This window comes from Peterkaempfera griseoplana, from assembly GCF_001418575.1.
GTDB classification, from domain to species: domain Bacteria; phylum Actinomycetota; class Actinomycetes; order Streptomycetales; family Streptomycetaceae; genus Peterkaempfera; species Peterkaempfera griseoplana.
Genome location: NZ_LIQR01000152.1, coordinates 1 through 14,976, shown reverse-complemented (window position 1 = coordinate 14,976; position 14,976 = coordinate 1). Strand labels below are relative to the sequence as shown.

8 protein-coding genes and 1 pseudogene are annotated in these 14,976 nt (G+C 71.2%); 6 read left to right on the top strand and 3 right to left on the bottom strand.

The window, feature by feature from the left end; genetic code table 11:
• Position 1 precedes the first annotated feature (1 nt).
• Positions 2-2,431, top strand: coding sequence for an ATP-binding SpoIIE family protein phosphatase (locus AOK09_RS12580; RefSeq protein ID WP_079062992.1), 2,430 nt, complete (start codon positions 2-4; stop codon positions 2,429-2,431).
• A 120-nt stretch (positions 2,432-2,551) separates the two neighbouring features.
• On the opposite strand, the gene AOK09_RS12575 is transcribed toward AOK09_RS12580, so the two are convergent.
• Complete coding sequence (locus AOK09_RS12575) at positions 2,552-6,679, bottom strand: PQQ-binding-like beta-propeller repeat protein (RefSeq protein WP_055587252.1); 4,128 nt, start codon at positions 6,677-6,679, stop codon at positions 2,552-2,554.
• Between the two features lie 45 nt (positions 6,680-6,724).
• On the opposite strand from AOK09_RS12575, the gene AOK09_RS12570 reads away from it, so the two are divergent.
• Entirely contained in the window at positions 6,725-7,900 is a 1,176-nt protein-coding gene (locus tag AOK09_RS12570; RefSeq protein WP_217698423.1) for a helix-turn-helix domain-containing protein, read from the top strand.
• Between the two features lie 55 nt (positions 7,901-7,955).
• Positions 7,956-10,514 carry a SpoIIE family protein phosphatase gene (locus AOK09_RS12565; protein WP_322973168.1) on the top strand — a complete coding sequence of 853 codons (2,559 nt, stop codon included), beginning with the start codon at positions 7,956-7,958 and terminating at the stop codon, positions 10,512-10,514.
• Between the two features lie 40 nt (positions 10,515-10,554).
• Here the strand turns inward: AOK09_RS12565 and AOK09_RS12560 are convergent, their stop codons facing one another.
• Entirely contained in the window at positions 10,555-10,992 is a 438-nt protein-coding gene (locus AOK09_RS12560; protein ID WP_407675394.1) for a TetR/AcrR family transcriptional regulator, read from the bottom strand.
• Between the two features lie 12 nt (positions 10,993-11,004).
• A pseudogene (locus AOK09_RS43670) lies at positions 11,005-11,214 on the bottom strand (TetR/AcrR family transcriptional regulator); the annotation flags it as partial.
• Positions 11,215-11,371: 157 nt separating this feature from the next.
• Between AOK09_RS43670 and AOK09_RS12555 the strand changes: the two are divergent.
• The 3 genes from AOK09_RS12555 to AOK09_RS12545 all read left to right on the top strand — a co-directional run bounded on the left by AOK09_RS12555 (position 11,372) and on the right by AOK09_RS12545 (position 14,750).
• Positions 11,372-12,325 carry a fumarylacetoacetate hydrolase family protein gene (locus tag AOK09_RS12555; protein ID WP_055587248.1) on the top strand — a complete coding sequence of 318 codons (954 nt, stop codon included), beginning with the start codon at positions 11,372-11,374 and terminating at the stop codon, positions 12,323-12,325.
• 103 nt (positions 12,326-12,428) lie between these two features.
• Entirely contained in the window at positions 12,429-14,342 is a 1,914-nt protein-coding gene (locus tag AOK09_RS12550) for an acyl-CoA synthetase (protein ID WP_055587247.1), read from the top strand.
• Positions 14,343-14,402: 60 nt separating this feature from the next.
• Positions 14,403-14,750, top strand: a complete 348-nt coding sequence (locus tag AOK09_RS12545; protein ID WP_055587246.1) for a DoxX family protein — start codon at positions 14,403-14,405, stop codon at positions 14,748-14,750.
• Positions 14,751-14,976 lie beyond the last annotated feature (226 nt).

Here is a 14,976-nt window from a genome sequence, read left to right as displayed (position 1 = left end):
AATGACTCGTCAGTACGATTTCGGAATCTCCACGACAGGCAACGCCCGGTGGATGGGCGTGTCCGGCGTTCCTGCGGGCGAGAGCCCGTACGCCTTCGACGGTCTGGCAGCCGCCGTGCTCGACGACCGAGGCGTGGTGCTGCGATGGACCGGGAAGGCCTGGGACCTGACGGGCTTCACCGCCGAGGAGGTGTGCGGCCGCCCCGTGCTGGAACTCGTGGCCGACCTCCCGGGCGAAGTCCGCAGTACCACGCAGATCCCGGCATCCGGCCGGGTATGGCTGCGGCACCGATCCCGCGACCCCGTCCACGTCACCTTCCGCTCCGCCAAGCTGGAAGGCTCCGCGGATTTCCTCGTGCTCGCCGCGCCCACCCGCCTTGTGGCCGACCACGAGCAGGGCGCAGCGCTCCTGCGCGCCCTGTCCGCACAGGACCGGATCACCATCGCCCTGCACGACGCGGACCTGACCATCAGGCAAACCAACGCCCCGCCAGGCGCCTTCTTCGCCGGCACCATACGGCCTGGCGCCCGGCTGGGCGACGTACTCTGCGCCGAGGACGCCACGGACCTCGAGGCAGTGCTGCGACAGGTACTCGAGACGGGCACCCCAGTCATCCGAAGGATTCGGCAAGTGAGCCGATGGCATGAGCCTTCGCAGCGGCAAGCCCTGTCACTGTCTGCGTACCGACTGGAGGACGCCCGAGGGCACCCCTCAGGGGTTGCGGCCCTGTACACCGATGCCACCGACCAGTTGCGTGCCCGCAGCCATCTGGACCTGGCTCGTAGGGCGGCTGAGCACGTCGGGACATCCCTGGACGTGGTGCGTACGGCTCAGCAGCTTGCGGACGTCCTCGTCCCCACCTTCGGGGACCTTGTCACAGTCGACCTTGCGCAGGCTGTGTTCGACGGGGACGAGCCCCCGGAGCGGCTCGGCGGTGGAGACCTTCATCTGCGCACTGCCGGGATGGCCCCGGCCGCGGCGCAGTGGCCGGCCGGGATCAAGGCCGGTGGCGCCGTACCTCCGGTCCGGGACAACCCGCTCCTGCGCAGCTTCCAGCACGGCCGTACGGTCGTTTTCAGCCGTGACGACTACCGCACGGCGATCGGTGACCCTCGGATGGTGGAGTACCTCTTCCCCGACGGCGCCCATTCGGTGATGTTCGCACCGTTGTACGCACGCGGCCTGCTGCTCGGTGGGGTGTCGGTCTGGCGCGTCGGCCGGACCGAGCTCTTCACCGAGGACGATGCGCAGTTCCTGGCGCTGATCGCATCGAGAGGCGCGCTCGCCGTCGACAACGCCCGCCGTTACGCGCGCGAGCACCTCGCGGCGATGGCGCTGCAGCAACGTCTGCTTCCCCCGGCCGCAACCGACACCGCGGCAGCCGAGACGGTCGGCATGTACCTGCCTGCCGGTGGCGGCGCACACATCGGCGGCGACTGGTTCGACGCCATCGCCCTGCCGTCCTTCCGGCTGGCCCTTGTCGCCGGGGACGTGATCGGCCACGGCATGGCCGCGAGCGCGGCCATGGGCCGCCTGCGTACCGCCATCCAGACCCTCGCCGACCTGGAGCTCGATCCCGACGAGCTGCTCACCCGGATCGAGGACCTGGTCGAGCGGCTCACAGCCGAGGCATCGCCCGTCGACCAGGACACCGTCGGCGCCACGTGCCTGTACGCGGTCTACGACCCGGTCACCAGGCGCTGCACCCTCGCCAGCGCCGGGCATCCGCCACCCGTCCTGATCCGGCCCACCGGGACCGCCGAGGCCGTCGAAGTCACCGCCGGTCCGCCCCTCGGCGTCGGCGGGCTGCCCTATGAGACCACCACCATCAGCCTCGAACCCGGCAGCGTCCTCGCGCTCTACACAGACGGCCTGATCGAACACGACGACGGGGACATCGACCACGCGCTGCGGCGCCTGTCGGCCCCCCTTGCAACAGCCTGCGATCCGGACCGCGCTCTGGAGGACACCGGTCGGGCGCTCCTCGCCGAACTGGCCGGCGGACCGCTGCGCGACGACGTGGCCCTGCTGCTGGCTCGCACCCGTGCGGTCCCGCCGCAGGACAGCGCCTATCGGGAGTTCCCGGCCGACCCGGCCGCTGTCTGCGAGGTCCGCGAGTGGACGGCACTCCACCTCACCCGATGGGGGCTGGAAGACCGCCTGTTCGCGACCGAAGTCGTCGTCAGTGAACTGGTGACCAACGCCATCCGCTACGGCTGTCCCCCGCTCCGCCTGCGCCTGGTCCGCCACAGGGAGACCCTCGTCTGCGAGGTCACCGACGCCAGCGCCACCCAGCCGCGCCTGCGTCGTGCCCGTAGCACCGACGAGGGGGGACGCGGCCTGTTCCTGGTCGCGCAACTCTCGGCGCGCTGGGGCTGCCGCTACGGCCAGGACAACAAGACGATCTGGACGGAGCAGCGCATTGCGTGAGCGAGGAGCCCCGCGCCGAGCGGCCCGGCACCGCACGGCTGCACACGCAGACGGCCTAGAGGGGCCCGGCGTCCGCAATCGGGAACGACGCCGGGCCCCTGCTGTGCCTCCGGAAGAGGGTTACTCCATGGCCGCCAGGGCGGCGTCAACACCTGCGGTGGGTGAGCCCAGACCGGTGACTGTGTCGTAGCCGGGGCCGGCGGTGCACTCCGTACCGCACCTCCCGTTGGAGCCGGCGGTGATGTCACGCAGGTAGCTGCCGTCGAGCGCGTAGACGTCGGTGTGTGCGGTGTCGCCGTCGGGGCCGTCGGAGGCCAGGTGCGGCTTGCCGTCGGTGGCCCGGAGCTGGTCGGCGGAGGCGATGATCGCACCCCAGATCGGGGCGGACAGACTGGTGCCGCCCACCTTGAGCCACACGGAGGTGGTGGCGTCACCGGAGGCCATCGTCAGGTAGACCGGCACGCCGGTGGCGGGGTCGGCCACGAAGCTGACGTCCGGCGTGGCCCGCAGCGGCGAGGACTGCACGCCGTCCTGGTAGGCCGGGCGCGGCTCGAAGTAGCTCAGGCCGCCGCCGGTGGACCTCCACGCCGTCTCGTCGAGGGTGTTGCCGTCGGCGTCCAGTTGGAGGTTGGTGCCTCCGATGGCCAGGGCGTACGGGTTGGTGGCGGAGTAGCCGCCAGGGTAGCCGCCGTCCCCGGTGGACTGGACGCAGACCGAGTCGGCCAGCTTGCAGTGGCCGTCGTAGAACCCCTGCTCGGAGAACTCGCCGGTGCCCCAGCTGTTGCTGACCGCCGCCGGGTGAAGTGCCGCTGCGACGTCGTCCGCCCGAGCGAGCGCGGCCATGCCCGCGTCCGTGCCCTCGACCAGGACGATCTTCGCCCGCGGGGCCACGGAGTGCGCCCACTCGATGTCCAGCGCCGCCTCCTCGTTCCAGCCGGTGTCGACGTCGGGCTGGGTGCCGTCCGCATAGACCTGCTGGAAGTCGAAGCAGCTCGTGCCCGCGCTCACCGCGTCACAGGTCTGCGGCAGGCCGAAGTGCGCGGAGAAATGGTTCAGGTCCTCCTTCGCCGTCGGGTAATGGTAGGCGTCGACGATCGCGACGGTCTGGCCGGTGCCGTCGCCCCTGAGGCCCAGGCGCGCCTGGATCTGCTGCGGGGTGTAGCCGCGGGTGACCTCGCCGGCGTTGTCGCTGCCCACGCTGAGCTTCTTGGCTGCCGGCGTCCTGCTCTGGATCTCGATCGGGACGGAAGCGGTGCCGATCGGCAGGGCGAGGTCCTTCAGCGGGCTCGCGCTGCGGAGGGGGCCGTCGTGGGACTGACCCGCCGCAGAGGCGGTCTGCAGGGCCGCCGCGGATGCGTCACCGTTCGGGGGGCCCGGGATCCGGGTGGGCTCGTCCTCCGAGAGCTTGTAGGTGGTCAAGCCGTGCGGCATGTAGTCGATGTCGTTGACGGCGTCACCGATGGACCGCGCCGAGATGTTCAGGGCTCGCCAGTCGAGCGCGAGACCGATGATGTCGTCACCCGGTCCGTCGCCCAGGTTCACCGTCTGGACCTGGCTCGCCCCCAGGGCGAAGTCGGTGGCACTCTCGCGGAGGAAGCCGTCGTTGTCCGCGAAGGGCGTGTCGTAGGACCACAGGTTCTGGTAGGCGCCGACGAACGCTTCGGTTCCCCCGACGGACCTGGCCAGCACTCCGGAGTGGAAACCCAGGAAGGTGGGCACGTCGTAGGGCTCGCCGCCGTCCGCGGGGTACACGTAGTCGTTGAACTCGCGCATCTCGACCATGCCGGTCTTCTTGGAGGCGACGAAGCCCTGCGACATACCCGGGCTCTCGTAGTTCCTGATCACCGCGCCGGTGCGGGAATCGAGGATCTGGACCAGGTGATGGTAGGTCCTGAAGTCGCCGGTGTACGCGAAGGCGACACCATGCCCGTCCGAGTCCGGGATGTTCGGGCCGGCCAGCGCGGGGTTGGTCGGCACGACGGCGACGGCACCGGGATCGGTCGGTGTCTCGGTCCAGACCGGGGCGCCGGTGGCGGCGTCCAGGCTGACCGCCGTCGGCGCCGGATCGGTTGCCTCCGTAGGAAGGCCGATCCCCTGGTGGGTGCCGCCGTACTCAAGGAACAGGTGTCCGGTGGCGTCCGTGGTGACGCTGGAGAAGACCAGGCTCTTCCCCTCCGTGCCCTTCGGCCGGTACGTCCACAGCTTCCTGCCCTGCGCGGTGTAGGCGGTCAGGCTGCTGCCCGGCACGACGACGGCGGACCCGCCGTGGCCGTCGCCCGCGACCGTGAGCGAGGCGACAAAGCCGCCTGTGTGCACGTTCGCGCGTACCTCACCGGTGTGCGTGCCCAGCACGGCGAAGCCGTGGTCGGTCGCGGCCACCACGGAGTCGCCGGACCCGCCCTTGCCCCCGGCCTGCAGGAGTTGCAGGGTGTGCACCGAGCTGTCGACCGTGGCTTCCCACAGGACGGCCGGTGTCGCCTTCTTCAGGGTCCTGCCGTCGAGCGCGAAGACACCGCGGCTCTCACCAGCGGTGATCAGGTCCTTGACCCCGTCCCCGTTCACGTCGGTGGCAACGGCCGCGTAGGGGTCGCCTGCCAGAGGCATCGCGTGCAGCGCACCGCTGTGGGGGTTGACCGTGTAGGCGGTGTCGTCGTAGCCGACCGTGAGCAGTCCGCCCTGGTAGGGGGTGAACGTGTCGCCGGAGACGGCGCCCTCCTGCCGCCAGTCGAGGCGGCCCGTCGCGGCCTTCAACGCGACCAACTGCGTGTGCTCCGGACCCGAGGGGGCCGCGGCGGTGGCGTTCGTCGGATCGGACAGCGACGCGAGCACCTCGCCGCCGTTCGCGTCGAAGGACACCTCCATGACCGGGGCGTTGTGCCCGCCGACGGTGGAGGCAGTGGTGTAGGTCCACAGGGTGCGGCCCTGGGCGTCCCAGCCGGAGACGGTGCTCTGACCGTCCGACAGGTCCGCGTTGATGCCCAGCTCCGCGACCGCGAACCGGGGCCGGCCGCCGTGCGCGTCCGGCAGGACCTGGAACGTCTCCGGGACGGTGCCCTCACGCGAGGCGAGCACCGTGCGGGCGCCGCTGTGCGCGTCGATTGCGGTCAGGTCCCAGCGCACCCTGTCGAAGGGGTCGTTCTGCTCGACCACCAGCACGCGGTCCGCACCCGGGTCCTTGACCAGCATGCGCGGGTAGCCGGGGGTCTTGGCCTGCGCTGCGACGCTGCCGTCGGAGGCGTCGAGCACGAGCACGTTGCCGTCGGCCGGGCGCGGGGTGCCCAGGCCCATGGGCGTGTCCGACCAGGACGCGGCGACCCGGTCAGCGCCCATCGGGGTCAGATCGCCCCAGTGGGCCCAGGGCGCGTGCGTCGAGTAGGTCCAGTCGGCGGTCCCGGTGAGCTTGCCGTGAGCGGCGCGGCTGAAGCGGTAGGCCGTCAGGTTGCTGCGGCTGTCGCCCTGCTCGGCCACCGGATCGGCGCCCCAGTCCGGGCCGGTCGAGTCGGCGACGATCAGTTCGCCGTCCTGGACCAGCATCGAGCCGACGAAGCCGGGGAGCAGCTTGGTCCAGGCCGTGCTGCCGGTGCGTCCGTCCAGGATGGTGAGGAAGGCGCCGTAGTCCACCTGCGAACCCGGCGAGGAGAACGGCCGGAGCGGCCAGTCGCCCACCGCGTACGCCACGGCGACGTCGTCGACACCGTCGCCGTTGAAGTCGCCGGTCGCGTAGGGACGCTTACCGGTGGCCGACATCTGGTACGGGTTGTAACCGGCGTAGAGGTTCGGCAGGTACGGATAGGGCTGGAACCAGTTGGCGGGAGTGACCTGCCAGTCCTGGTAGAGGGACGCCGCTCCGCGGTTCCACACCTGCTTGCCCTGGGCGTCGTACCGGCCGACGGTGCCGCCGCTGAAGACGCTCACCCAGTCCTTGGTGCCGCCGAGTGCCACGCCCTCGGCGAAGCCCCGCGCGGTCTCCCACTGGCCGGTCCGCTTGAAGCCCGGGGCGGTGGACGCGGAGTCCGCGTGCGCCCCCGAACCTGTCGCAGACTTCGCCAGTGTGGCCGGCAGCGCCGGGGCCGCGGCGGCGGGGCCTTCCATCGCGGCAACCTGTCCGGGCGTGCCGTCGATACGGGTCTGGTAACGCTTACTGAGCTTCTCGATCGCGGCCGTGGTCAGCCGGACGCCCTCGGCGCCCTGCGCGGGGTGGGCCTGAACCGGCGGTGCGACCAGGATGCCGGCGCCGACCGCCAGCACGGTTGTGACTATGCCGGAGCGGATGCCCCTTCTTCTGCTTCTCAATTGCACACGTATCTCTCGGAAGACGGGGGCGGGACGGCGGCCTCGATCGGTGCGACGGCGAACCGTCCCGTGGGGATGGCCGGTACTGTTCCATCGCGGAACCCGTCGCCGGGAGAGAAGGACCTGGCCGATGCCGGTCAGTGGCTGGTAGCGGCCAGACGATGCGCTGCCCGGACCGAGACGCGAGAGAGAAGCGAACCCGTGCTGGAACCCCTGGGCCTTGACGAGCCGACCGAGCGTGCCTATCGCCGCCTGGTGGCCTCGCCGCCGCTGACCGCGACCGAACTCGCGCGATACGAGTCCTGCAGCACCGGACAGGTCCGCCGCATGCTGGACGAACTGGTCACGGCCGGCCTCGCGGTGCCCTCGGCGGCACGGCCCACCCGCTACGCGGCCCTGGATCCGCGGATCGGGCTGGCCGCCCTGATCCGAGCGCGCCAGCTGGAACTCGAGCGCGCGGCGGCCGCGCTGGACGCCTACGGCGCCGAATTCAACGAGCGCAAACTGAGCTCTGATCCCAGCCGGGTGGTCGAGCTCATCGAGGGGCCGACCGCCATCACCGCCTGGCTGACCGAGCTGATGGCAGGCACCGAGCACGAGGTGCTGTGCTTCGACACTCCGCCCTACCTCACGGCTGACGCGACCGCGCTGCGGTCGGAGCAGGACCTGCTGGCCCGGGGCGTGCGCGCACGGGCGGTCTACTCCAGCCAGGTGCTGGCCGTCCCCGAGCGCGCGGACCTGCTCCGGCAGCTCGTGCACCTCGGGGAACAGGCCCGGGTGCTGCCACATGTGCCGCTGAAACTGCTGGTCTTCGACCGGCGCGACGCCCTCGTTCCGCTCACTGCCGGCGACGACGGCGTGCGCAGCACCGCCGTGCTGGTACACCGGTCGCCGCTCTGCGACGCCCTGGTCGCACTCTTCGAGGAGAGCTGGCAGCAGGCCACCCCGGTCTTCGGCAGCAAGGCGCCGGAGACGCAAGACCATCCGGAACTCAGCGAGGCCGAGCGTGCCCTGCTCCACCTGCTCCACGCCGGATTGAAGGACGAGACGATCTGCCGGCAACTCGGCCTCAGCGAACGCACCTTGCGCCGCCGGATCACCGACCTGACCGCCCGACTCGGGGCGACCAGTCGTTTCCAGGCGGGCGCGCAGGCGGTCCGCCGCGGCTGGATCTGAGTGCGGCGAGATCCGATGGGGGCTCCCTTCCTGCGGTAAGTGGCGATACGTGGCGATGCGCGGGGGGCCGCCTTCCTGCCTACGCTGGGAACCAGGACGCGGCGCGTCGCCTGCATGCGGCCGGCGGCGACGTCCAGGTTGGGATGGGACGGTGCCCATGTCCAAACATCACGGTGGGGGCCGTAGCGCAGATCCAGCGGTCAAGCCTCAGGCCAGAATCCTGCTGGACGCGCAGGGGCTGGTCACCGAGTGGAGTGATGGAGCGGTCCGCCTGCTCGGGTGGACGGCGGAGGAGGTGAACGGCCGCGCGTTGGCGTCGCTTCTGGCCGGTCCGGATGAAGCCGCCCCGGCGGAGATTCCCCAGCAGCCGCCTGCCCGTGGTGCTTGTCGGGTTCGGCTGCGCGACCGCTTCGGGCAGACGCACGAGGTAGATCTGCGGGTGTGCCTCTGTGCCGCTGCCGAGGCGACGGTGACCTGGGCCGTCTTCCTGCAGGAAGCAGGTGGCAGCGACCCGGGAGAGTTCGACCGGGCGGTGGTGGACGCGCTGCTCACCGAGTCGACGATCGGGCTGAACATCTTCGACAGCGAGCTGCGGTTGGTACGGGTCAACACGGAGTCGTCGGGGCTGCGCGGCATCGATGCCGCGGACCTCGTCGGCCTGCGTGCACGCGATGTCGCTCCCGGCGTGGTGACCGACGAACTCGAGCAGCTGATGTACGACGTTCTGGAGAAGGGGGAGCCGGTCCTCGACTTCCTGCAGCCCGGCTACCCGCCTGCCGATCCGCGGCGCGAGCGGATCCTCTCCATGTCGATATTCCGGCTGCAGAACCCCTCGGCCCGGGTCCTCGGGCTGGCCGGCCTGGTGGCCGACGTGACAGAGCGCATCCGTGACCGGGCACGTCTGGACCTGCTCAACGATGCCGGCGTGCGCATCGGCACCACCCTGGACATCACCCGGACCGCCCAGGAACTGGCCGATGTCGCGGTTCCCCGGGTGGCTGACGGTATCGCGGTGGACGTGCTGGAGTCCGCCTTCCGGGGAGAGGTCGTCGAGCCCGGCTCAGCGATCGGCGAGGTCACCGTACGGCGCGCCGCGTTCGCCGCTGCCGAGGGTACGGGGATGGAACCGGCTTTCGCCGTCGGCGAGAGGCTGACGCCGGACTTTCCGACCCCGTACACGCAGGCTCTGGCGGACCTGCGGCCACGCCTGCTTCAGCACCTGGACGAGGGAAGCGGGTGGTTGGCGCCCGAGGGGATCCTGGCGCAGCGGCTGCGCGGCGGCGGAGTGCACTCGCTGATGGTTGTGCCACTGGCGGCCCGGGGCGTGGTGCTGGGGGTGGCCGTCTTCTACCGGTCGGCGAAAACCGCTGAACCCTTCGATGAGCAAGACCTGACGATCGCTGCGGAACTGGCCTCCCGTGCGGCGGTGTGCGTGGACAATGCCCGCCGGTACATGCGCGAGCACACTGCAGCCCTCGTCCTGCAGAGCAGCCTGCTGCCGCAGGGCCTGCCCGCTCAGAACGCGGTCGATGCCGCCTACGCCCATCTACCGGCCGCCAGAGGCGGCGGAACGTGGTTCGACCTCATCCCGGTGTCCGGTGCCAGGGTGGCCCTGACCGTCGGGGAGGTGGCGGGCCATGGCATGCGTACGGTGGCCACCATGGGGCGGCTGCGGGCCACCGCCAACAGTCTTGCCGCCCTGGACCTGGGCCCGGAGGAGGTGCTCGCGCACCTCAACGACCTGATGGTCCGGCTTGCCGAGGAGGCTCGACGGACCGCGGCCAACGACCCGCTCGGCGCGCTGGCGACCACCGCATCGTGCGTGTACGCGGTCTACGACCCGATCTCGCGCGTGCTGGCACTGGCGCGCGCGGGACACCCGGAGCCGCTCGTCGCCTACCCGGACGGCGCGGTGGAGACCGTCGAGGCCCCCGCCGGGCCGGCGCTGGGCACGGAGGGGCCCCCTTATGAGACCGCCGAGCGGCAGCTTCCCGAGGGCAGCATGTTCTCCCTGTTCAGCGTCGGGCTCCCGCGCAGCGTCGCGGGACACGGGCTTTCCGAGGAGGGCATCGCTCGGCTGCAGCGGATTCTGGCACACGGTTCCTCCGTGCAGGGGATCTGCGACGAGACGATCTACACCCACCTGGCTGGACGGCCGGATGAGGACGTGGTCCTGCTCCTCGCCCGGACCCGGGTCCTGGGCGAGGAGCAGGTTGCGTCCTGGACGTTCCCGAGTGATCCAGCGATCGTGTCGACGGCCCGTACCCTGGCCGATCGGCAGCTGGCCAGCTGGAACCTGTCCGAGCTGGCGATCACCACCGAGCTGGTCGTCAGCGAGCTGGTCACCAACGCCCTGCGCTACGCGGGCGGCACCATCCAGCTACGGCTGATCCGGGACCGCGCGCTGATTTGCGAGGTGACCGACCGCAACACCGCGGCACCGCACCTGCGTCACCCGCGCACCACGGACGAAGGCGGACGCGGCCTGCTCATGGTCGCCCAGCTGACCGAACGATGGGGCACCCGCCGCATCAGCAGCGGCAAAATCATCTGGGCCGAGCAGCCCCTTCCCGCCGAGCCGAACGCGTCGCCCACCGGGCACTCTGACGGCTAGACGACGCGTCCCGTGGCCGAGGATTCCACCGGGATGGCGATCAGGTCGCTCGGGGGACGGGCAGCGGCCGGGTGGCGATTTCCTGGGCCTCCTCGCAGGCAAGACCGAACATGCGCAGCAGCCGGGCGGCCAGCTGGTCGGTGACGTGATCGACGTCCAGTTCGGGGTGGCTCTCCAGCAGGTGCATGACCCCCAGCAGGGCGCCCCCGACCATGGCCACGGCGGTCGGCAGCTCGCCGATGTCCAGCCGTCCGCTGTCCGCGGCGGCTTGGAGGTCACGCATCGCGTGCGGGGCCAGGCCGCTCTCGGAGGTCAGATTGGCGAAGCCGGTGCGCATGAAGATGCTGGCGACCTGGGGGTGCGTGCGCTGCAGCCTGCCGGTCAGGCGGACGCTGGCGGCGAAGATCTCCGCCGGGTCCTGCAGGTCCCCGACGACCGAGTCCAGGAGCGCGCCGTGTTGCTCCAGGGTGAGGGACACGGCCGCCTCGAACAGCTCGTCCTTGCTGGAGAAGTGGTTGTAGAAGGAGCCGAAGCCCACATCCGCGGCCTCGGTGATGTCCTGAATGCTCACGTCCGTCCGCCCATGCTCGGCGAGGAGTCGCTGCGCGGCGGCGATCAGGGCGGCCCGGGTGCGCGCCTTGCGCCGGTCCAGGCGGTTGGGCGCCTGGCTGTTCACCGCGCCCGGTCCGTAAGCACTCATGGCGCTCAGCCTACCCAGCCCAAACATCACTTGATTGTTTCATCAGTGTTGATGTCTCTTGACGAATTGGGCATCTGTACTGATGCTTTCATCAGTTGTGACCGGACGTTGCTCCTCGAGGTGGTTCGGTCGATACCGCCAGGACTCAGGAGAGCCCATGAACATCCCGGTCGTCCGTACTGCCGAAGGCTGGTGGGTGGAGAGCAGCACAGGACGGCTGCACCGCGTCGACACCGACGCGAACACCACCGCCGGCCTGCTCGCCGACCGCGCTGCCGTGCAGGATGCCGCCGCCCGGGCCGCGGCCGACCCCGACGCCGGGCAGCCGGCCGAGGAGGCGGAGCTGCTCTCGCCGGTCACCACCCCCTGCCGGCTGGTGGCGCAGATGGTCAACTACCGCTCCCACGCGGTGGACTCCGGCTTCGACCCGGACACCGTCCCGCCGGTGTTCTTCCGCAAGGCCTCAGGGTCCGTCAGCGGCCCGTACCAGGATGTCGTGCGCCCGTCGCATGTGCGCTTTCTCGACTACGAGATCGAGTTGGGGCTGGTGATGGGCGCGGACCTCCCGGTCGATACGGAGGTCACCGATGCGACCCTGCCGCAGTTCGTCGGCGCCCTGGTCGTCGCCAACGACGTCAGCGCCCGTGACGTGCAGCTGCCCAAGACCCAGTTCTACGAGTCCAAGTCCTACGCCACCTTCACCCCCCTGGGACCCCGGCTGCTCCTGGTCGACGCCGACGACCTGGCACGCCTGTCCGACCTGCGGCTCACCCTGAAGGTCAACGGGGCCACCCGCCAGGACCACACCACTACGGGCATGATCGTCCGACCCGAGCGCGCCCTCAGCCTGCTGGCCCGCTTCCAGACCCTGCAGGCCGGTGACGTGCTCCTCACCGGAACCCCCGGCGGCACGGCCCTGAAATCACCGGGCAAGCTGCAGGCCAAGCTCGCCGCCCTGCTGCCCCCGCAGAAGCGCTGGCAGAAGTTCTTCGCCCGCCAGCAGCACAACCCCCTCTACCTGCAGCACGGCGACGTCGTGACCGCCCGCATCGCCACCGACGACGGCGCACTGGACCTCGGCGAGCAGCGCACAGTGGTGCGCGCCCGCTGACGGCTCCCGGGATCCCCCGCCCCGGAGCGGCCGGCCCGATCCCCCAACGGGCCCGGCCCCTCATCTCCTCCTTCACCCCTGCAAAGGCGCACCGGTGACACTCATGCCCCACGACCTGCTGTGGCCTGCCTGCGACGGCCCCGCGGACCCGGTTGTCATTGAAGCCGTTCCGCTGGACGAGCGCGGTCTTCCCGCCACCACCTACGACGCCCTCCTGCGTGCCGCCCGACTATGGCCTGACCGGCCGGCCCTGACAGTGCTGCCCGATGCCGAGCACTTCCGCCACCCCGCCACCACGACCTTCGCGCAGCTGCGCGACCAGGTGCATCGCACCGCCAACCTGCTGCACGCTCTCGGTGTCACCCGCGGCGCCGCGGTGGGGCTGCTGTCGCCGAACACGGCAGAGCTGCCGGGCGGTCTCCTGGCCGCCCAGACCGTCGGTATCGCCGCCCCGGTCAACCCCGGACTGGCGCCCGAGCACGTCGAGCAGCTGCTACGGCGCGGCGGTAGCAGGGTGCTCATCTCCGCGGGGCCGCAGCTGGACCCGCAGGTGTGGGCGACAGCCCGGCGGGTCGCGTCCGCCCTGCGGCTGGACGCACTCCTCGCCCTGGCCCCTACCGGCGGCGACGGCCCCAGGCCCGCCCTGGAACCGGTCGAGGGCGTGTGCGTCGGCTACCTCACCGAGATGGCCGCAGCCCACCCCGCCGACCGGCTGGTGGACATCGACCCGCCGGCCGCCGAGGACCTGGCAGCCTACTTCCACACCGGAGGCACCACCGGCACCCCGAAGCTCGCCGCCCACACGCACACCAACGAGGTCGTCGACGCCTGGACGGTGGCTGCCAGCACCCCCCTCGACAGCGAGTCCGTGATGTTCGCGGGGCTGCCGCTGTTCCACGTCAACGCCCTCATCGTCACCGTGCTCGGTCCGCTGCTGCGCGGCCAGCGGGTGGTGTGGGCCGGGCCGCTGGGCTACCGCGATCCCGGGCTGTACGGGGTGTTCTGGAAGCTGGTCGAGCACTACGGGATCACCGCCATGTCGGCAGTGCCCACCGTGTACTCCGTGCTCGCCCGCACGCACCTCGACGCGGACATCTCCACCCTGCGGTTCGCCGCCGTCGGCGCCTCGCCCCTGCCGCCCGCCGTACGGGAGGCCTTCGAGAACCACACCGGTGTCGCGCTGTGCGAGGGCTACGGGCTGACCGAGGCGACCTGCGCGTCGGCCCTCGGCATTCCCGGCCGCCACCGGCCCGGCGCCGTCGGCCGGCGCCTGCCCTATCAGCAGCTCAAGACCGTGCGGATCGACCCGGACACCGGCGCATGGCACGACCTGCCACCCGGAGCCACAGGCGTGCTGGCCATCAGGGGCCCCGTGGTCTTCCCCGGCTACGTCGCCGAGCACACCGCCCAGGGCCCCCGCCTGGACAGTGGCGGGAAGATCCGGAACGGCTGGCTGGAGACCGGCGACGTGGCCCGCATCGACGCCGACGGCTTCGTCTCCCTGACCGGTCGCGCCAAGGACCTGATCATCCGCGGGGGCCACAACATCGACCCCGCGGTGATCGAGGACACTCTGCTCACCCACCCCCAGGTCACCGCTGCCGCCGCTGTCGGCTGCCCCGACCCACACGCAGGTGAGGTCCCCGTCGCCTACGTCGCCCTGGCCCCCGGCGCCGGCGTGGCACCCGCCGACCTGCTCAGCTGGGTCGCTGAGCGGGTCGGCGAACGCGCCGCGGCCCCACGCGAGGTGACCGTGATCGACGCCATCCCGGTCACCGCGGTCGGCAAGCCCTACAAGCTCGGCCTGCGCCTTGACGCCACCCGCCGCGCGGTCCACGCCGAACTCACCGCGCTCGGCGCCGACTGCGGCCTGGAACAGATCCTCTGCCGGCCGCATGACGGAGACGTTCTGGTCGAGCTGCCCGCGCACCCCGACGAAGTAACCCGGGACCAAGTCACCGCGGCCCTCAACCGGTACGCCCTGCACTGGCAGTACGCCTGCGAACCCCTCACCTGACCCCAAGCGCCGCACTCCTTCCCGATGCGGCCGGCCGCCCCGACCGCACAAAGGACCCCCATGATTGCCACCCTTGTTCTGGCCTCCGTTCTCGCCGCGTTGTTCGTCGTTGTGGGGGTGGCCAAGCTCGTAGCCGTTCCCGCGATGCGCCAGGCCGCCACCCACGTGGGCATGACCACCACCCAGTACCGGCTGCTGGGAGCCCTGGAGGTGGCGGCTGCGGCCGGCCTGCTGGCCGGACTGCGGATCCCCGCGCTGGGCGCCGCCGCCTCGAGCGGCCTGGTCCTGCTCATGACCGGAGCCGTGATCGTGCACCTGCGCAGCGGTGACCGCACCGCCCGTTGCCTCCCCGCCGTCGTCACCGGCGCTCTGGCCGCAACCGACCTTGCCCTGTGGGCGATCGCCTGACTCACTTCCCACCAGCGGATTCGCCGACAACCGGTCCGGGGCCGCAACGCACCCACCGGCCCCGCGTGCGCCCGGCCCTCCACCTTGCCTTCGCCCTCGCGGAGCTCACGACCCTTCCCACCCCAGCAGGAAGCCGCCGAAGGGACACCCATGAACGACCGCACCCCCACCCCCACGGCCGAGCCCGTCCGCGGCCTCCTCCGCGCGCCCGCAGGCCCGCCCGGCG